The organism is Vogesella indigofera (genome assembly GCF_028548395.1).
GTDB classification, from domain to species: domain Bacteria; phylum Pseudomonadota; class Gammaproteobacteria; order Burkholderiales; family Chromobacteriaceae; genus Vogesella; species Vogesella indigofera_A.
Map to the genome: position 1 here is coordinate 21,178 of NZ_JAQQLA010000010.1, position 16,892 is coordinate 38,069.

At 67.2% G+C, this 16,892-nt stretch carries 19 protein-coding genes; 9 read left to right on the forward strand and 10 right to left on the reverse strand.

Going from position 1 to position 16,892, the window contains the following annotated elements; all coding sequences use genetic code 11:
- Window positions 1-22 precede the first annotated feature (22 nt).
- The 5 genes from PQU89_RS14915 to holA all read left to right on the forward strand — a co-directional run bounded on the left by PQU89_RS14915 (window position 23) and on the right by holA (window position 5,634).
- The gene (locus tag PQU89_RS14915) at window positions 23-481 is read left to right on the forward strand and encodes an EVE domain-containing protein (protein ID WP_272766511.1); all 459 of its coding nucleotides are present in this window, start codon (window positions 23-25) and stop codon (window positions 479-481) included.
- Window positions 481-1,293 carry a sulfite exporter TauE/SafE family protein gene (locus PQU89_RS14920; RefSeq protein ID WP_272766512.1) on the forward strand — a complete coding sequence of 271 codons (813 nt, stop codon included), beginning with the start codon at window positions 481-483 and terminating at the stop codon, window positions 1,291-1,293. Before PQU89_RS14915 ends, PQU89_RS14920 begins: the two co-directional genes overlap by 1 nt.
- A gap of 126 nt (window positions 1,294-1,419) precedes the next feature.
- Window positions 1,420-4,035 carry a leucine--tRNA ligase gene (gene leuS, locus PQU89_RS14925; RefSeq protein ID WP_272766513.1) on the forward strand — a complete coding sequence of 872 codons (2,616 nt, stop codon included), beginning with the start codon at window positions 1,420-1,422 and terminating at the stop codon, window positions 4,033-4,035.
- An 89-nt stretch (window positions 4,036-4,124) separates the two neighbouring features.
- Window positions 4,125-4,643 carry an LPS-assembly lipoprotein LptE gene (locus PQU89_RS14930; RefSeq protein WP_272766514.1) on the forward strand — a complete coding sequence of 173 codons (519 nt, stop codon included), beginning with the start codon at window positions 4,125-4,127 and terminating at the stop codon, window positions 4,641-4,643.
- The gene (holA, locus tag PQU89_RS14935; protein ID WP_272766515.1) at window positions 4,624-5,634 is read left to right on the forward strand and encodes a DNA polymerase III subunit delta; all 1,011 of its coding nucleotides are present in this window, start codon (window positions 4,624-4,626) and stop codon (window positions 5,632-5,634) included. The genes PQU89_RS14930 and holA overlap by 20 nt, the downstream gene beginning before the upstream one ends.
- A 71-nt stretch (window positions 5,635-5,705) precedes the next feature.
- On the opposite strand, the gene PQU89_RS14940 is transcribed toward holA, so the two are convergent.
- From PQU89_RS14940 to PQU89_RS14985, 10 genes are all read right to left on the reverse strand, one after another.
- Window positions 5,706-6,380: a lytic transglycosylase domain-containing protein gene (locus PQU89_RS14940; protein ID WP_272766516.1), complete on the reverse strand. Its 675-nt coding sequence runs from the start codon at window positions 6,378-6,380 to the stop codon at window positions 5,706-5,708.
- 235 nt (window positions 6,381-6,615) lie between these two features.
- Window positions 6,616-7,128, reverse strand: coding sequence for a YcnI family copper-binding membrane protein (locus PQU89_RS14945; protein WP_272766518.1), 513 nt, complete (start codon window positions 7,126-7,128; stop codon window positions 6,616-6,618).
- Between the two features lie 293 nt (window positions 7,129-7,421).
- Window positions 7,422-7,892, reverse strand: coding sequence for a 23S rRNA (pseudouridine(1915)-N(3))-methyltransferase RlmH (rlmH, locus tag PQU89_RS14950; protein ID WP_272766519.1), 471 nt, complete (start codon window positions 7,890-7,892; stop codon window positions 7,422-7,424).
- A gap of 84 nt (window positions 7,893-7,976) precedes the next feature.
- On the reverse strand, window positions 7,977-8,351 hold the full coding sequence (gene rsfS / locus PQU89_RS14955; RefSeq protein ID WP_272758572.1) for a ribosome silencing factor: 375 nt from the start codon (window positions 8,349-8,351) through the stop codon (window positions 7,977-7,979).
- A 140-nt stretch (window positions 8,352-8,491) separates the two neighbouring features.
- Window positions 8,492-9,154 (reverse strand): nicotinate-nucleotide adenylyltransferase, encoded by a 663-nt coding sequence (gene nadD, locus PQU89_RS14960; protein ID WP_272766520.1) that lies wholly within the window; start codon window positions 9,152-9,154, stop codon window positions 8,492-8,494.
- The gene (locus PQU89_RS14965; RefSeq protein ID WP_272766521.1) at window positions 9,135-9,701 is read right to left on the reverse strand and encodes a beta-class carbonic anhydrase; all 567 of its coding nucleotides are present in this window, start codon (window positions 9,699-9,701) and stop codon (window positions 9,135-9,137) included. The genes nadD and PQU89_RS14965 overlap by 20 nt, the downstream gene beginning before the upstream one ends.
- Before the next feature lie 125 nt (window positions 9,702-9,826).
- Complete coding sequence (locus tag PQU89_RS14970; RefSeq protein WP_272766522.1) at window positions 9,827-10,291, reverse strand: GNAT family N-acetyltransferase; 465 nt, start codon at window positions 10,289-10,291, stop codon at window positions 9,827-9,829.
- 5 nt (window positions 10,292-10,296) lie between these two features.
- Window positions 10,297-11,658 carry an acetyl-CoA carboxylase biotin carboxylase subunit gene (gene accC / locus PQU89_RS14975; RefSeq protein WP_272766523.1) on the reverse strand — a complete coding sequence of 454 codons (1,362 nt, stop codon included), beginning with the start codon at window positions 11,656-11,658 and terminating at the stop codon, window positions 10,297-10,299.
- 138 nt (window positions 11,659-11,796) lie between these two features.
- Window positions 11,797-12,750, reverse strand: coding sequence for a DUF2804 domain-containing protein (locus PQU89_RS14980; protein WP_272766524.1), 954 nt, complete (start codon window positions 12,748-12,750; stop codon window positions 11,797-11,799).
- Between the two features lie 86 nt (window positions 12,751-12,836).
- Complete coding sequence (locus PQU89_RS14985) at window positions 12,837-13,697, reverse strand: MBL fold metallo-hydrolase (protein WP_272766525.1); 861 nt, start codon at window positions 13,695-13,697, stop codon at window positions 12,837-12,839.
- 119 nt (window positions 13,698-13,816) lie between these two features.
- On the opposite strand from PQU89_RS14985, the gene PQU89_RS14990 reads away from it, so the two are divergent.
- The 4 genes from PQU89_RS14990 to PQU89_RS15005 are packed head-to-tail and all read left to right on the forward strand — an operon-like array spanning window position 13,817 to window position 16,744.
- Complete coding sequence (locus tag PQU89_RS14990; RefSeq protein WP_047967982.1) at window positions 13,817-14,140, forward strand: ArsR/SmtB family transcription factor; 324 nt, start codon at window positions 13,817-13,819, stop codon at window positions 14,138-14,140.
- 15 nt (window positions 14,141-14,155) lie between these two features.
- Window positions 14,156-14,587, forward strand: coding sequence for a YeeE/YedE family protein (locus tag PQU89_RS14995; RefSeq protein ID WP_272766526.1), 432 nt, complete (start codon window positions 14,156-14,158; stop codon window positions 14,585-14,587).
- 10 nt (window positions 14,588-14,597) lie between these two features.
- On the forward strand, window positions 14,598-15,041 hold the full coding sequence (locus PQU89_RS15000) for a DUF6691 family protein (RefSeq protein ID WP_272766527.1): 444 nt from the start codon (window positions 14,598-14,600) through the stop codon (window positions 15,039-15,041).
- Window positions 15,038-16,744, forward strand: coding sequence for a SulP family inorganic anion transporter (locus PQU89_RS15005; RefSeq protein ID WP_272766528.1), 1,707 nt, complete (start codon window positions 15,038-15,040; stop codon window positions 16,742-16,744). Before PQU89_RS15000 ends, PQU89_RS15005 begins: the two co-directional genes overlap by 4 nt.
- The last annotated feature ends 148 nt before the right edge of the window (window positions 16,745-16,892 follow it).

The following is a 16,892-nucleotide window of genomic DNA, read 5'->3' on the forward strand; positions in this document are numbered from 1 at the left end:
GCACCGGCAGCGGAGGACAGGCATGGCGTACTGGTTGATGAAGTCGGAGCCGGACGAGGTGGGCATCGACCACCTCGCGGCCAACCCCGAGCGCGCGTTCGAGTGGACCGGCGTGCGCAATTACCAGGCGCGCAATTTCATGCGCGACCAGATGCAGCCGGGTGACCAGCTGCTGTTCTGGCATTCGTCCTGCCCGCAACCGGGCATTGCCGGCATCGCCGAGGTGGTCGGCGCCGTGCACGCCGATTCCAGCCAGTTCGATCCCGCCAGCCCGTATTTCGATCCCAAGTCCAGCCCCGAGCAGCCGCGCTGGCAGTGCGTCGACGTGCGCTTCGTGTGCAAGACCGCGCTGCTGTCGCCGGCCGTCTTGCGCCAGCATCCGGCGCTGCTGGAGATGACTGTGTTGCAGCGCGGCAACCGGCTGTCGATCACGCCGGTGACGCCGCAGCAATGGCATTACCTGATGGAGAACCTGCTCTGATGTTGTCGTTGACGCTGATTGCGGTATTGCTGGCCTGCGGCGTGGTCGCCGGCTTTCTCGCCGGCCTGCTCGGGGTCGGCGGCGGGCTGGTGATCGTGCCGGTGGTGGTCGGCGTGCTGGATGCCGCCGGCCTCGGCGGCAACTACGTGCAGCATCTGGCGGTGGGCACCTCGCTGGCGGTGATGGTGTTCACCAGCATTGCCAGCGTGCGCGCGCACCACAAGAAGGGTGCGGTGAACTGGGCGATCGTGCGGGGTATGGCGCCGGCGATGATGGTCGGCACTTTCATCGGCAGCCTGCTGGCCGGCTGGATTCCCAGCAACGGCCTGCGCTGGTTCTTCGTGATCTACGCCTACGTGATCGGCGCGCAGATGTTCTTCGGCGCGGCGCCAGCCGCCAGCCGCGAGCTGCCGGGCATCGCCGGGCAGAGTGCCGCCGGCGGCGTGATCGGCATGGTGTCGAGCTGGGTCGGCATCGGAGGCGGTTCGATGAGCGTGCCGTTCATGGGCTGGTGTAATGTGCGCATGCATACCGCCATCGCCACCAGCGCCGCGCTGGGCTGGCCGATCGCGGTGTCCGGCGCACTGGGCTATCTGACCGCCGGCTGGCAGACGCCGGGGCTGCCGTGGGGCGCGTTCGGCTTCATCTATCTGCCGGCGATGCTGGCGCTGATGCTGATGACGGTGCTGTGTGCACCGCTGGGCGCGCGCGCCGCCCACGCGCTGCCAGTGGCGAAGCTGAAAAAGGGCTTTGCGCTGCTGATGGTGGTGATGGCCAGCGAGATGCTGCTCGGCCTGCTGCGTCAGAGTTAGGGTCTCTAACAGGCCCTAGGCCGGCGCTGCGGCCAACCTTTTCCGTGCAGCCCTTCGCGGCGATGGCAACTCGCCGCTATAATGTTGCGATTGAATTTTCACGCTTTTTTGCGCCTAGAGATCTCCATGCAAGAACAATACAGCCCGCGCGAGCTTGAAGCCGCCGCCCAACAGAAGTGGCAGGCTACCGCCGCCTTCAAAGCCGTCGAAGACACCACTCGCCCGAAATACTACGCGCTGTCGATGTTCCCGTACCCGTCCGGCAAGCTGCACATGGGCCACGTGCGCAACTACACCATCACCGACGTGCTGGCGCGCTTCAAGCGGGCGCAGGGTTTCAACGTGCTGCAGCCGATGGGCTGGGATGCCTTCGGCCTGCCGGCGGAAAACGCGGCGATGAAGAACGGCGGCGCGCCGGCGGCGTGGACCTACGCCAACATCGAGTACATGAAAAAGCAGCTGGACAGCCTCGGCTTCGCGCTGGACTGGGAGCGCGAACTGGCCACCTGCAAGCCCGACTACTACCGCTGGGAGCAGTGGCTGTTCACCCGCCTGTTCCAGAAGGGCATCATCTACAAGAAAAACGGTGTGGTGAACTGGGACCCGGTAGACCAGACCGTACTGGCCAACGAGCAGGTGGTCGACGGCCGGGGCTGGCGCTCCGGCGCGCTGGTGGAAAAGCGCGAAATCCCGATGTACTACTTCGCCATCACCAAGTACGCCGACGAGCTTCTGAATGACCTGGACAAGCTGGACGGCTGGCCGGAGCAGGTGAAGACCATGCAGCGCAACTGGATCGGCAAGAGCTTCGGCTCCGACGTGTCCTTTGCCTACGACCAGGACAGCATCGGCCACGACGGCGTGATGAAGGTGTATACCACCCGTCCGGACACGCTGATGGGGGCCACCTACGTCGCCGTCGCCGCCGAGCACCCGCTGGCGACGCAGGCGGCAGCAAGCAACCCGGCACTGCAGGCGTTCATCGCCGAGTGCAAGGCCGGCTCGGTGGCCGAGGCCGACGTCGCCAAGATGGAGAAGAAGGGCGTCGATACCGGCCTGTTCGTCATCCATCCGCTGACCGGCGCCAAGCTGCCGGTGTGGATCGCCAACTACGTGCTGTGGGGCTACGGCGAAGGCGCGGTGATGGCTGTGCCGGCGCACGACGAGCGCGACTTCGAGTTTGCCAACAAGTACCGCCTGCCGATCACCCAGGTGTACGCTCCGGCCGCCGGCGAAGACAACTTTGACGCCAGCCAGTGGCAAGACTGGTACGGCGCCAAGGAAGGCCTCACCACCGTGAACAGCGGCAAGTACGACGGCCTGGACTTTACCGCCGCCTTTGACGCCATCGTCGCCGATCTGGAAGCCAAAGATGCCGGCGCCCGCAAGACCCAGTACCGCCTGCGCGACTGGGGCATCAGCCGTCAGCGCTACTGGGGCTGCCCGATCCCGATCATCCACTGCCCGTGCTGCGGCGACGTGCCGGTACCGGCCGAGCAGCTGCCGGTGGTATTGCCGGAAAACGTGATCCCGGATGGCGCCGGTTCGCCGCTCGCCAAGATGCCGGAATTCTACGAAACCACCTGCCCGACTTGCGGTGGCGCCGCCAAGCGCGAAACCGACACCATGGACACCTTCGTGGAGTCCAGCTGGTACTACGCGCGCTACGCCAGCCCGCAGTGCGACACCGCGATGCTGGACAAGCATGCGGCCAACTACTGGCTGCAGGTGGACCAGTACGTGGGCGGCATCGAACACGCCATCCTGCACCTGCTGTACGCGCGCTTCTTCCACAAGCTGATGCGTGATGAAGGCCTGGTGAACAGCGACGAGCCGTTCAAGAGCCTGCTGACGCAGGGCATGGTGATCTGCGAGACCTTCTACCGCGACCTGCCGAATGGCTCGAAAGACTGGATCGCGCCGCAGGACGTGGTGCTGGAACGTGACGCCAAGGGCAAGATCACCGGAGCCACTCACCGCGTCGACGGCCAGCCGGTGGTGGTCGGCGGCGTGGAGAAGATGTCCAAGTCCAAGAACAACGGCGTGGACCCGCAGGAATTCATCGAAAACTACGGCGCCGACACCGCGCGCCTGTTCATGATGTTCGCCGCACCGCCGGAGCAGTCGCTGGAATGGTCCGACGCCGGCGTGGAGGGTGCGTTCCGCTTCCTGAAACGGCTGTGGAAACTCAGCCGCGAGCATGTCGCCGCCGGCATCACCACCGCCTATACCGGTGGCGAGCTGAATGCCAGCCAGAAGGAGCTGCGCTTCAAGCTGCACAGCACCATCCAGAAAGTGGCCGACGACTACGGTCGCCGCCTGCAGTTCAACACCGCCATCGCCGCGGTGATGGAGCTGCTCAATACCTTTGATAAGGCCGATACCAGCGGTGACGTTGGCCGCGCCGTGGCGCAGGAAGTGCTGGAAGCGGTCACCGTGCTGCTGTCGCCGATCGTGCCGCACATCACCGAGGCGATCTGGAGCGAATTGCAGCCTGGCACCGAGCTGCTGGCGCAGGCCTGGCCGCAGGTGGACGAGTCGGCGCTGGTGAAGAGCGAGATCGAGCTGATGGTACAGGTGTGCGGCAAGCTGCGCGGCAGCGTCACCGTCGCCGCCGACGCCGGCAAGGACGTGATCGAAGCCGCGGCGCTGGCGCACGACAACGTGATCAAGTTCATGGAAGGCAAGCCGGCCAAGAAGATCATCGTGGTGCCGGGTCGCCTGGTGAACATCGTCGTTTAATCCCGCTAGCTACGCGCCGCAACGCAACAAGGCGGCTGACGGTATGCCCGTCAGCCGCGTTTTCACAGCGGCGCACACCGGAGTGTCGTATGAACCGACTGATCAAGAGCACGCTGCTGGCCGGCGCCCTGCTGGCGCTGAGCGCCTGCGGCTTTCACCTGCGCGGGCTGTCGGCACCGCTGACACCGCTGCCGTTTGCCAGTATCGCCATCCAGCAGGCGGGCAGCCTAACCGAGCCGCTGCAAAGCGCGCTGCAGCGCGACGGTCGCGTGCAGCTGCAAAGCCGTGCCGCCGACGCCGATGTGGTGCTGACTATCGAGAGCACCGCCAATGCCAAAGACATCCTGACCATCAACCGTGGCGGCAAGGTCAACGAATACCTGCTCACCTACCGTGTCGAGGCCAGCGTGCAGCGCAAGGGCGAGGAGCTGCCCCTGCCGCTGACGGTGGTGGTGCGCCGCGAGCTGAGCTACAGCGACAGCGCGGTGCTGGGCAAGGAGCGCGAGGAAGCCTTGCTGCTGGAAGACATGCGCCGCGATGCCGCCGAGCAGCTGATGCACCGTCTTGCCTACCTGCCGAAACCGGGCAATGCCAGCATTAAGCCCTGACGCCTTTATCACGCAGCTGGCGCGCACTCTGGCGCCGCTGTACGTGATCCACGGCGAGGAAGCGCTGCTGGCGCTGGAGGCCGCCGACGCACTGCGCAGCCGGGCACGGCAGGCCGGCTATGCCGAGCGCGAGGTGCTGACGGTGGAGGGCGCGCATTTCGACTGGTCACAGCTGACTGACGCGATGAGCAGCGTGTCGCTGTTTGCCAGCCTCAAGCTGCTGGAAATCCGCATTCCCGGCGGCAAGCCGGGGGTGGAGGGCGGCGAGGCGCTGCAAAGGTTGGCCGCCAGCCCGCCGCCGGACACCATCACCCTGCTGCAACTGCCGAAGCTGGACCGCAGCCAGCAGAAGAGCAAGTGGTTTGCCGCGCTGGAAAAGAGCGCGGTGATCACCGAGGCCAAGCCGGTGGGCCGCCACGAGCTGCCGGCGTGGATCGCGCGGCGGCTGCAGCGCCAGGGCCAGACCCTGAACCATGACGCGGCCAGCTTCTTTGCCGACCGGGTCGAGGGCAATCTGCTGGCGGCGAAGCAGGAAATCGACAAGCTCGCGCTGCTGTACCCGCAGGGCGAGCTGAGCCTGGCCGATATCCGCGACGCGGTGGCCAACGTGGCGCGCTTCGACGTGTTTCACCTGTCGGAAAGCTGGCTGGCCGGTGACGTGGCGCGCGCCGCGCGCATGCTGGACGGGCTGGAGGCGGAGGGTGAGGCGCCGGTGCTGGTGTTGTGGTCGTTCACCGAGGACGTGCGCATGCTGATCAAGCTCGGGCGCGGCCTGAAGGACGGCCGCGGCGTGCGCGACATGGCCAATGAATTGCGGCTGTGGGGCGACAAGCAGCGGCTGGCGGAGCCGGCGCTGAAACGCATCGGCGGCGCGCGGCTGATGCAGGCACTGACCGAGTGCGCGCGCATCGACCGCCAGATCAAGGGCGTGGCGCAGGGCGACGCCTGGCACAGCCTGAAACGGCTGGCCGCCAGTCTCGCCGCACGCTGAGTTGCGACGCGCCGGCCAAGCAAAAGCCCCTGTCCACGGACAGGGGCTTTTGCATGTGGTGGCCGGCCGCCTTACAGCGGGAACATCGGTGGCGGCAGGATCAGCTGGAAGCGTGGCTGGCGTACCGGCACCAGCGGCTGGCCGGCGCGCGACTCGTAGGATGCCAGCACCTTGGCCACGTATTCGCGGGTCTCGCGATACGGCGGGATGGTGTTGCGGTATTTGCCGACCGCGCCTTCGCCGGCGTTGTAGGCGGCGATCACCAGCGTCATGTCCTGTTTGAAGTGACCCTGCAGGAAACGCAGGTAGCGTGCGCCGCCGCGCAGGCTCTGCAGCGGGTCGGCCGGATTGCTGACGCCGAAACGGGCGGCTGTGTCCGGCATCAGCTGCATCAGGCCCTGTGCCCCCTTGGGCGAGGTCGCCACCGGGTTGTAGCCGGATTCGACGGTGACAATGGCGTGCAGTAGTTGCGGATCCAGCTTGTGCTCGCGCGCCACCTGATTGATCAGCTTGCTGAACAGGGCCGCCTGTTGCCGGTTGTAGGCCGGGGTCTTGACGGCCGGTACCGCGTCACCGCGTGACTCGGGTGCCGGAGGCGGTTCCGGCTGGGCATCGAAGCTGAGGGTGGCACCGAGACCGGGGCGCACCGCGTCGGCGAGGAAATCATCAGCAGGCTGGGGACCGAGTGCCAGCACCGGGCTTGTGGCCAGTAGCAGCACGATGGTCAGTAACAGGCGGTTCGTCATGATGTAAAGAACTCAGGCTCAGGGTGAAGGAGCGATACCTTCATGTTACTGAGTGAAGTGGCCATTTTCCAGTAACGAAGTCGCTGGCGCAGTGGTCTTTTTTATGTCAATGGCGTATGTCGAGCAGGGGCAGGGCGATGCCCGGGATCGGCTCTCATTAGATTTGTTGTAAAAGTGTTTAAATTAAATGCGACAAATAGCGGCGACCGCTCGCCGCCGCTGCGATTGTTAAGCGTTAGTGCACATGCACCGCCGCTGGTGCGCTCTGCAGCTTGACGCCGGTGGCGGGAAACTCGCCGTTGCCGCCGTCCTGCGGCAGCTGCTGCCAGCGGATTTCCTGCGCGCCGCACTGCTGGATCACCTTGAACCAGGCGGTTTCGCCGGCACGGTCGGGCAGGGTGCCGCGGAACACGAATTCGTCGTAGAAATCGTCGCGCAGCTGGCCGCCGGACCACACGATCTCGCGCACGTCCTCGCGCACCGTCTGGCCGTGGTTGTCGAACGGCGTCACCGCGGCGCGCACCGTCTGCAGCTGCCAGCCGGCCTTGGGCATCGGCTTGGCGAGGCGGAAGCCGTCCGGCAGTTGCACGCGTACACTGGTGGTGGCACTGCCGTTGCAGCCGTGCGGCAGGCGCAGCACGCCCTTGTAGCTGCTGCCGGCAACGGCGTCGCGGCTTTCCAGGGTGACGTGGGCGAGGGTGGTGCCGCAGGCAAGCAGCAGGCCGAGGGCGAGGAGTAGGGATTTCATGGTCGGTCCGGTATGGGGAAACAGGACGCCAGTCTAGGCGCCGCCGGCACGGGCGGGAATGCGGCAAAATGTCGCAGCTGGCGGCCGGCGACGTGGTCCTGTGGCGCGGCCGCGACCCAGGTGCTGCCCGCACTTGACGACGACGACGGCGCCGCCGCGCCTGCCGCGACTTGCACGAGGGCAGCGAGCAGTGCCGCCGCGCCCGCCAGCGCTGGGGATAGCCGCCACTGGCAACCGACGCCGGCGCGTTGGCGGCGTGAGGCGGCGGCCAACGTTGGCCGCAACGGGCGTACTTACTCGCGGTGGTAGGGGTGGTTGTTGAGGATGGAGTAGGCGCGATACAGCTGCTCGGCCAGCAGCACGCGCACCATGCCGTGCGGCAGCGTCATCGCCGACAGCTGCAGCATGATGTCGGCGCGGGCTTTCAGCTCGGCCGACAGGCCGTCGGCGCCGCCGATGACGATGCAGATGTCGTCGCCGCCGGCCATCCATTCCTTCATCGCGCCGGCCAGCTGCACCGAGGTCCAGTTCTTGCCGCGCTCGTCGAGGATGATCAGCTTGCTGCGCGGCGGGATGGCCGCCACCAGGCGCTCGTGCTCGGCGGCGATGCCTTTCTCGGCGGTGACGCCGCCGCCGCGCTTCTCCGGCTTGATCTCTTTCAGCTCGAAGCTGATGTCGCGGCCGAAGCGCTTGGCGTAGTCGTTGAACGCTTCGTCCACCCAGCGCGGCATCTTGGTACCGACGGCCAGCAGAGTAATTTTCATGGCAGGGCTATAGGTGCAAAAGGTTGGCTGCAAAGCACAACGCACCGCCTGGGCGGTGCGCTTGCGGTCACGGCAGGGCGGGGCTTACTCCGCGGTGGCGTCCCACGGGCGGCCGCCGACCGGCACGAACGACGGCTTCTGGCCGCCCCACAGTGCCTCGATGTCGTAGTAGTCGCGTACCGCCGGCAGCATCACGTGGATGACCACGTCGCCGGCATCGACCAGTACCCATTCGCCGCTCTCGTGGCCTTCGGTGCCGACCAGCTCGACGCCGGCGGCCTTCAGATCCACCGCCACGTTGTTGGCCAGCGCCTTCACCTGACGGTTGGAGTCGCCGGTGGCGACGATCAGGTGCGAGAACAGCGAGGTCAGCTTGCTGGTGTCCAGCGAGACGATGTTTTTGCCTTTAACGTCTTCCAGCGCGTTGATGGCCAGTTTGACGATTTCTTGAACTTCCATGTGCATCCTTGATATTCGGTGTCAGGGGACGTGGCGACGCGTCAGCGCCCGGCGTGGCCAGAGGTCCCGCAAAAGAGCGAATGGCCGGCAACCGCCGGCCAGTGCAAATCCTGCTTGCCGCCGCGTGTTGCGCTGCCCGGCTAGCGGTATAGCCGGTGCTGGCGGATATAGGCCAGCACCGCCGCTGGCAGCAGCGCGCTGCAGTCCTGCCCCGCCGCCAGTTGCTGGCGGATGGCGGTGGCAGAGAGGGTGATGGGCGGCAAGTCCAAGGCGCGGATTGTACCGGAAGGCGTTCGATTTGAAAAATCAGATACTTGCCGCGCCTGCCAGCGTGCCGCCACCGCCGCATCGAGGCGGCCGGCGTCGAAGCCGGGACGGATGGCGACGGCGAGGTTGGCCAGTTGCAGCAGCTGCGGCCAACGTTGCCAGGTGTGCAGCTGTTGCAGCGAATCGCCGCCGATCAGGAACCACAGCTCGGCGTTATCGCCCAGCTCGTCGCGTAGCTCCTGCAGGGTGTCGACGGTGTAGGCGTGGCGCGGGCGACGCACTTCGCGGTCGTCGCTGACCAGCCCCGGCGCTTCTTCCGCCAGCGCCGCGTCCAGCATCGCCAGCCGTTGCGCGGCACTGGCGTGCGGGGCACGGTCGCGATGGTAGGGCTGGCCGGCCGGGATCAGCCTGACTTCGTCCAGCCCCAGTTCGTCGCGAAAGGCGCGCGCCAGGCGCAGGTGGGCGGCGTGCAGCGGGTCGAAGGTGCCGCCGAACACGCCGATGCGTGGCGGGTGCTCAGCCGGGCTGGTTGCCATCGACGATCAGGTCCAGCGCGCCGGTGGCCGGGTGGATCACCAGGCCGTGCACCGGGATGTCTTTCGGCATCAGCGGGTGGCTGCGGATGGTGGCCACGGTGTGGCGCACGCTGTCCTGCACGTTGTCGAAGCCCTTCAGCCAGGCGTCGAGGTCGATGCCGGCGCCGCGCAGGGTGGCGATGGTGTCCGCCGACACGCCGCGTTCCTGGGCATGGCTCAGGATGCGGTTCGGATCGATGGCGCGCATGCCGCAGTCGTGGTGCGCGACGATGCAGATTTCCTCGGCGCGCAGCTCGTAGACGGCGACCAGCAGGCTGCGCATCACCGAGCCCCACTGGTGGGTGACCAGCGCGCCGGCGTTCTTGATCAGCTTGAAGTCGCCGTTCTTCAGCCCCATCGCCTTGGGCAGCAGCTCCACCAGGCGGGCGTCCATGCAGGACAGCACGACCAGGTTCTTGTCCGGGAATTTGTCGGTGGTGAATTGCTCGTATTCGCGCGCTTCGACGAAGGCGCGGTTGTGTTCCAGCAAGCTGTTAAGCAGGCCCATGGTGTTCTCCTGTCTTGAAGTTTGCCCGCGGGTAGCAGGCAGGGTCACGGGATTGGTATGTTTGCTCTATCGGGGTCGGGCGCCATGCTACCACGGGTTTTGGCGACGGTCTCGTGCCGGCTTTGTCAGCGGGGGGCGTTGTCTGATGCCAGGGTTTTGCGCAGCGTGAGCGAGGTTTTGACATGGACATAACCGTGCTGCCGGTAAAAGCGGTGCGCATCTTGGCGGTGCTCGGCGCTGCGCAAGCCGAGCTGGTGGATGCCCTGCGTTTTCGCCCACTGCTCGCATGCCGCCAGCAGCGCGCTGCCGATGCCGTGGCCGCGTTGTTTCGCCGCCACGACCAGACCGCCCAGCTCGACGCAGGTGTCGGACTCCAGCAACGGCCGCACAAAGCCGTGAATCCAGCCGCAGGTTTCCCCCTGCCACTGCGCGACGCAGACGAAGTGCTGTTGCGGTGCCGCCAGCAGTGTGGCCAGGCGCTGTCGCAGTTGTGCCGCGCTGGCGGGATAGCCCAGCTCGCCGCTGAGACGGGCGAGGTCGGCGGCATCGTCGGGGTGCGCCGGGCGCAGTTGCAGCGTGTCGTCGGGCATCGTTCTCATCCTTGTGTCGGTGCTTGGCGGGCGGCCAGCCATTGTTCCAGATAGTGGATGCTGGTGCTGCCGGCGATGAAGCCGGGGTCGCTGAGCAGCAGCTGGTGCAGCGGGATATTGGTGTCGATGCCGCTGATCGACAGCTCGCGCAGCGCCCCGCGCATGCGCGCCATCGCCTGCGCGCGGTCGTCGCCGTAGGCGATCAGCTTGCCGATCATCGAATCATAGTGCGGCGGCACGTGATAGCCCTGGTAGATGTGCGAATCGATGCGGATGCCGGGGCCGCCGGCGGGATGGTAGTGCTCGATGCAGCCCGGCGATGGCAGGAAGCTGAACGCGTGCTCGGCGTTGAGGCGGCACTCCATCGCGTGGCCGCGCAGCACGATGTCCTGCTGTTTGAAGCGCAGCGGCAGGCCGGCGGCGACGCGGATCTGCTCCTGCACGATGTCGATGCCGGTGATCATCTCGGTCACCGGGTGCTCCACCTGCACCCGGGTGTTCATCTCGATGAAGTAGAACTTGCCGTCCTGGTACAGGAATTCGAAGGTGCCGGCGCCACGGTAGCCGATGCGGCGGCAGGCGTCGGCGCAGGCCTCGCCGATTTTCTTGCGCTGGGCGGCACTGATGCCGGGGGCGGGCGCCTCCTCGATCACCTTCTGGTGGCGGCGCTGCAGCGAGCAGTCGCGTTCGCCCAGGTGCACGACGTTGCCGTGCTCGTCGGCCAGGATCTGGATCTCGATATGGCGCGGCGCCGGCAGGTATTGTTCCAGGTTCACGCAGGCGTTGCCGAAGGCGGCCTCGGCCTCGCGCTGCGTGGTCTGCATCGCCGCCAGCAGCTCGTCGGCGTGCCGCACCACGCGCATGCCGCGGCCGCCACCACCGGCGGCGGCCTTGATCAGCAGCGGGTAGCCGATCTTGGCGGCGATCTTCAGCACCGCCTTGTCGTTGTCCGGCAGTGCACCGTCGGAGCCGGGCACGCACGGCACGCCGGCGGCCAGCATCGCCTGCTTCGCCGACACCTTGTCGCCCATCAGGCGGATGGTGTCGGCGCGCGGGCCGATGAACACGAAGCCGGATTCCTCCACGCACTGCGAGAAGTGGGCGTTTTCCGACAGGAAGCCGTAACCGGGATGGATAGCCTGCGCGCGGGTGACCTCGGCGGCGGCGATGATGGCCGGGATGTGCAGGTAGCTGTGCGCCGCCGGCGGCGGGCCGATGCACACCGACTCGTCGGACAGCTTCACGTACTTGGTGTCGCGGTCGGCTTCGGAGTGCACCACCACCGTCTTGATGCCCAGCTCGTGGCAGGCGCGCAGCACGCGCAGCGCGATTTCGCCACGGTTGGCGATCAGGATCTTGTCGAACATGGTTGGCCGCACTCCAGGCAAGGCGCCGCAGCGGGACGGCCGCGGCTGCAGCCGGCGGACGGCTGCTCCCTGCGTTATGAGACAGGCGGCGCGGCGCAGCGTTCGCCGCCTGCGGCCAACGTTGGCTGCAGGCGGGCGCTACCAGCGCGAGTGGTGGTCTTCGGTGATGCCGAGCAGCTGCGACACCGGGTGCGCGACGCCGGTGTGCGGATGGATGATGCGGCCGCTGAAACAGCCGATCGGCTGCAGGTAGCGGCTGGCGGCAATCAGCAGGTCCTGGTCGTGCTGGCGCGCGCCTTCCGGGGTGAAGGTCAGCGCCACCGCGCCGTCGTCGGTGTAGATCTGCCACGGTGCCAGCGGCTGCGCGGCATCGAAGTCGAAGCGGGCGGGGCCGACGCGGTGCGGCACGCCGTCCAGCCACACCGCGTTCTCGGCGTCGCCCATATAGCCCTGCTGCAGGTTGAAGCCGATGCGGTGGTCGTGGGCGCTGGCCCAGCGCCACGCGGTGTCGCGCGCCAGCAGGCCGTTGGAGGCGTCGAGGCTGGCGATGGCGTCATCCAGCGCCAGCTGCCGGCCGCCGCAGTCGGCAAAGCCGCTGATCGGCAGCGCGCTGCTCTTGTGGGTGGCGTGCGCCAGCCAGTTGGCGGGGGCGATGGCGGCCATCACGCTGTGCGGCGCCGGCAGCGCGATGTGTGCCGCCAGCCGCAGCGCCGGGGTGTTGACGGTCAGCTCCAGGCGGCCGTCGGCGCGACGGAAGGCGATGCAGTTCTTGCCCTGGCGGAAGGTGGCGTCGCCAAAGCTGCGGTTTTCGATGCGGGTGGACACCAGGGGCAGGCCGTTGCTGCTGAAGCTGGCGACCAGCTCGCGGCGGCGGCGGTCGAACAGGTAGGCAAAGGCGCTGCCGCACCAGCCGGTATCGACCACCGCCACGCCGATGAAGAAGTCGGCGTGGCCGATGGCGGCGTATTGCCAGCGCTTGTGGTGCAGCTGGCGCGTCAATTGCTTGGCCAGCGGCGCCTTCAGCGCCTGCCACGACAGTTGTTCGACGGTGCCGCGGTACATGCCGAAGGCCGGCACGCCGCGTTCGTGCACAAGTCGCGCCGGTGCCGGGGGTAAGGGGTAGGGGTCCATTAGGGTACGGGTCGCTGTGCGCCCGATGTCATCACGATGACTGCAGTTTACAGCAGATTCAGCGGAATCTTTAAGTAGGCGGTGCCATTGTCCTCGGCCGGCGGCAGCTGGCCGGCGCGGATATTGACCTGGATCGCCGGCAGGATCAGTACCGGCATCGCCAGCGTCGCGTCGCGCGCCTCGCGCAGCTGCACGAAGTCGGCCTCGCTGATGCCGTCGTGGACGTGGATGTTGTGCGCGCGCTGCTCCGCCACCGTGCACTGCCACTGCGGCGCGCGGCCATCCGGCGGGTAGTCGTGGCACATGAACAGCCGGGTGTGGTCAGGAAACGACAACAGCCGGCGGATGGAGCGGTATAGTGCCGCGGCATTGCCGCCGGGAAAGTCGCAGCGCGCGGTGCCGACATCGGGCAGGAACAGGGTATCGCCGACAAAGATCGCGTCGCCGATGTGATAGGCCATGTCGGCCGGCGTGTGACCGGGCACAGCGATGACCTGCGCCTGCAGCTGGCCGATGGCAAAGGTGTCGCCATCGGCAAAAAGGTGGTCAAATTGCCGACCGTCGGTGGCGAAGCCGGTTTCGAGATTGAAAATGCCCTTGAACACGCGCTGCACGCCGTCGATCTGTTGACCGATGGCGATGCGGCCGCCCAGCTGCTGTTTCAGATAGGCGGCGGCGGACAGGTGGTCGGCGTGGGCGTGGGTTTCGATGATCCAGTCCAGCGTCAGCTGCTGCTCGCGCACGAAGGCCAGCAGCCGGTCGGCTGCGGTGGTGGCGGTGCGCCCGGACTTGGGATCGTAGTCCAGCACCGGGTCGATGATCGCCGCATGGCCGCCGCGCTGGTCGTACACCACATAGCTGATGGTCCAGGTGACGGGATCGAAACTGGCGTGGACTTGGGGATTCATCGTGACTCCTCGTGACAGGACAGGTAGTGCCTTCAATATATTGCGTTACATTATATTTGTAAATATAATAAAAACGCGCTGCGATAAAATAACAAGACAGACAGGAGGAAGTATCAACCATGGATCTGAGCATCTTGCATGACAACGCGTCACGCGCCACCAGCCTGCTGAAGAGCCTGGCCAACGAAGACCGGCTGCTGCTGCTGTGTCAGCTGGTGGACGGCGAGAAGAGCGTGTCCGAGCTGGAACGGCTGACCGGCATCCGCCAGCCGACGCTGTCGCAGCAGCTGGGCGTGCTGCGCAACGAGGCGCTGGTCAACACCCGGCGCGAGGGCAAGTGGATCTACTACAGTGTAGCCAGCCAGGAGGCGATGGCCATCCTCGGCACGCTGCACAGCCTGTTTTGTGCCGACGACGCGGGGCCGAAACCGCCGTCACCCTGATCAAGGAGTCACACCATGAACATCATCTGGGATCCATCCGCACTGCTGGCGGCGCTGACCGGCGGCGTGCTGATCGGGCTGGCCGCGGCGTGGATGGCGCTGGGGCTGGGACGCATTGCTGGCATCAGCGGCCTGCTCGGCGGCCTGGTCGACGGTGCGCCGGACCGCGCCGTGCGCGCCGCCTTTGTCGGCGGCCTGCTGCTGGCGCCGGCGCTGTACCTGCTGCTGCGCGGCGAGCTGCCGGCGGTCAAGATGATGGTCGATACCCCGCAGCTGCTGCTGGCCGGGCTGCTGGTCGGCATCGGCACCCGCTTTGCCTCCGGCTGCACCAGCGGCCACGGCGTCTGCGGCCTGTCGCGGTTGTCGCCGCGCTCGCTGGTGGCGACGCTGTCGTTCATGGGCGCCGGCTTTGCCGCGGTCTACCTGCTGCGCCACCTGCTGGCGTGAGGAGAACAAGATGAAACATCATGCACAAGCAGGGCAGGCGTTCGCCATCGGCCTGCTGTTCGGCGTCGGCCTGCTGCTGTCGGGGATGAGCAATCCGCAGAAGGTGATCGGTTTCCTCGATCTCGCCGGGGCCTGGGATCCGTCGCTGGCGCTGGTGATGGGCGGCGCCATCGCCGTCGGCCTGCCGCTGTTCCGCATCGCCGAGTCGCGTAGCCAGCGCCAGCTGCCGTCGTGGTCGGGCGCGCCCATCCACCTGCCGGGCAAGAGCGGCATCACGCCGCGGCTGGTGCTGGGCAGCGTGTTGTTCGGCATCGGCTGGGGCATCGCCGGCATCTGTCCCGGACCGGGACTGGTGCTGGTGGGCAGCCTGCAGTGGCCGGGGCTGGTGTTCGTGCTGGCGATGGTGGCGGGCATGCTGCTGTTCCGGCCGCTGGACAAAGTGCTGTCGCGATGAGCTGGCTGCCGCGCTGGCTGCGCCATTACCGCCGCGCCGACCTGCCCGGCGATGTCAGCGCCGGGGTGATCGTCACCCTGCTGCTGGTGCCGCAGGGGCTGGCCTATGCGCTGGTGGCCGGCCTGCCGCCGGAGGCCGGCCTCTACGCCAGCCTGCTGCCGCTGCTGCTGTACGCGTTCAGCGGCGGCAGCCACGCGCAGTCGGTGGGACCGATGGCGGTGACCTCGCTGCTGGTGGCGGCGACGCTGTCAAGGTTGGCCGCAGCCGGCAGCGACGACTACCTGCTGGCCGCCATCTGGCTGGCGCTGCTGTCCGGCGCCATGCTGTTCCTGTTCGGCCTGCTGCGCCTCGGCTTCCTCGCCGACGCGCTGTCGCAGCCGGTGCTGGCCGGTTTCACCGCCGCCTCGGCGCTGCTGATCGTGCTGTCGCAGCTGGCGCCGCTGGCCGGCTTCCGCGCCGCTGGCGCCAGCCTGCCGGACATCGCGCAGGCCTTCCTCACCCATGTCGCGGCACTCAATCCGCTGGCGCTGCTGCTGGGGCTCGTCGCGCTGCTGCTGCTGGTGCTGGCGCGGCGCTATCTGGCGCCGCTGCTGCACGCGCTGGGGCTGGCCGCCGGCGTGGCGCGCACGCTGTCGCGCACCGCGCCGATGCTGGTGGTGCTCGGCGGCCTGCTGGCGGTGACGCTGGCCGGCTGGCAGTCGCGGCTGCCGGTGGTCGGCGTGGTGCCCGGCGGGCTGCCGTCGCTGCGGCTGGCGGCCTTGCCGTCGCTGGGCCTCGCGCCGCTGGTGATGCCGGCCTTCTTCATCGCGCTGATCAACTACGTGCAGAGCCTGTCGGTGGCGCAGATGCTGGCCGCGCCGCGGCGCGAAAGCATCGACCCCGACCGCGAGCTGCTGGCGCTGGGGCTGTGCAATCTCGGCGCCGGCCTTAGCGGCGGCTTTCCGGTCACCGGCGGCCTGACCCGCTCGGTGGTCAATGCCGACGCCGGCGCCAATACCCAGCTCGCGTCGCTGATCACCGCCGCGCTGATGGTGCTGCTGCTGAGCACCGCCACCGCGCTGCTGGCCAATCTGCCGCTGGCGGTGCTGGCCGCCACCATCATCGCCTCGGTGGCGGTGATGATCGATTTCCGCACGCTGCGTGCCGCGTGGCGCACCGAACGCGCCGACGCGGTGGCGTTTGCCGTCACCTTCCTGCTGGTGCTGGCGCTGGGCGTCGATGCCGGCATCGTCGCCGGGGTGGTGATCTCGCTGTCGGTGTGGCTGATGCGCAGCAGCCGGCCGCACATCGCGGTGCTGGGACGGGTGCCCGGCACCGAGCACTTCCGCAACGTGCTGCGCTACCACACCGAGCCGCTGCCCGGCGTGCTGCTGCTGCGCGTCGACGAAAGCCTGTTCTTCGGCAATGCCCGCCACGTCGGCAATGCCATCCAGCAGCTGGCCGCCGCCAGCCCGGACAGCCACAGCCTGTTGCTGGTGATGAGCGCGGTCAATCGCCTCGACATGACTGCACTTTCGATGCTGGAGCGACTAGACGACGGCCTCGCCGAGCGCGGCATCCGCCTGCACCTGGCCGAGGTCAAGGGCCCGGTACTGGACGTGTGCAAGCGCGCCGGGCTGGCGGTGCGCTTTGACGGCCGCCTGCACCTGTCCACCCACATCGCCATCCAGCAGCTATGCCCCGGCAGCGACTACCAGATCTGAGAACCTGTTCACGATCTGCTGCGCTTCGGCGATACCGCGTTAAAAACGGCTTCGGAATGCTCATTTACTACTTGTAAACTCCGCTTCCTCAGCCGTTTTCGCCTTGTCTCGCTCTAGCTCGCGAGATCGTGAACACGTTCTGAAAAGC

What these genes read in the sequence shown, in the direction of transcription:
- PQU89_RS14915 (WP_272766511.1), top strand. Translation starts at nt 23, where the DNA reads ATGGCGTACTGGTTGATGAAGTCGGAGCCGGACGAGGTGGGCATCGAC.
- PQU89_RS14920 (WP_272766512.1), top strand. Translation starts at nt 481, where the DNA reads ATGTTGTCGTTGACGCTGATTGCGGTATTGCTGGCCTGCGGCGTGGTC.
- leuS (WP_272766513.1), top strand. Translation starts at nt 1,420, where the DNA reads ATGCAAGAACAATACAGCCCGCGCGAGCTTGAAGCCGCCGCCCAACAG.
- PQU89_RS14930 (WP_272766514.1), top strand. Translation starts at nt 4,125, where the DNA reads ATGAACCGACTGATCAAGAGCACGCTGCTGGCCGGCGCCCTGCTGGCG.
- holA (WP_272766515.1), top strand. Translation starts at nt 4,624, where the DNA reads ATGCCAGCATTAAGCCCTGACGCCTTTATCACGCAGCTGGCGCGCACT.
- PQU89_RS14940 (WP_272766516.1), bottom strand. Translation starts at nt 6,380, where the DNA reads ATGACGAACCGCCTGTTACTGACCATCGTGCTGCTACTGGCCACAAGC.
- PQU89_RS14945 (WP_272766518.1), bottom strand. Translation starts at nt 7,128, where the DNA reads ATGAAATCCCTACTCCTCGCCCTCGGCCTGCTGCTTGCCTGCGGCACC.
- rlmH (WP_272766519.1), bottom strand. Translation starts at nt 7,892, where the DNA reads ATGAAAATTACTCTGCTGGCCGTCGGTACCAAGATGCCGCGCTGGGTG.
- rsfS (WP_272758572.1), bottom strand. Translation starts at nt 8,351, where the DNA reads ATGGAAGTTCAAGAAATCGTCAAACTGGCCATCAACGCGCTGGAAGAC.
- nadD (WP_272766520.1), bottom strand. Translation starts at nt 9,154, where the DNA reads ATGGCAACCAGCCCGGCTGAGCACCCGCCACGCATCGGCGTGTTCGGC.
- PQU89_RS14965 (WP_272766521.1), bottom strand. Translation starts at nt 9,701, where the DNA reads ATGGGCCTGCTTAACAGCTTGCTGGAACACAACCGCGCCTTCGTCGAA.
- PQU89_RS14970 (WP_272766522.1), bottom strand. Translation starts at nt 10,291, where the DNA reads ATGCCCGACGACACGCTGCAACTGCGCCCGGCGCACCCCGACGATGCC.
- accC (WP_272766523.1), bottom strand. Translation starts at nt 11,658, where the DNA reads ATGTTCGACAAGATCCTGATCGCCAACCGTGGCGAAATCGCGCTGCGC.
- PQU89_RS14985 (WP_272766525.1), bottom strand. Translation starts at nt 13,697, where the DNA reads ATGAATCCCCAAGTCCACGCCAGTTTCGATCCCGTCACCTGGACCATC.
- PQU89_RS14990 (WP_047967982.1), top strand. Translation starts at nt 13,817, where the DNA reads ATGGATCTGAGCATCTTGCATGACAACGCGTCACGCGCCACCAGCCTG.
- PQU89_RS14995 (WP_272766526.1), top strand. Translation starts at nt 14,156, where the DNA reads ATGAACATCATCTGGGATCCATCCGCACTGCTGGCGGCGCTGACCGGC.
- PQU89_RS15000 (WP_272766527.1), top strand. Translation starts at nt 14,598, where the DNA reads ATGAAACATCATGCACAAGCAGGGCAGGCGTTCGCCATCGGCCTGCTG.
- PQU89_RS15005 (WP_272766528.1), top strand. Translation starts at nt 15,038, where the DNA reads ATGAGCTGGCTGCCGCGCTGGCTGCGCCATTACCGCCGCGCCGACCTG.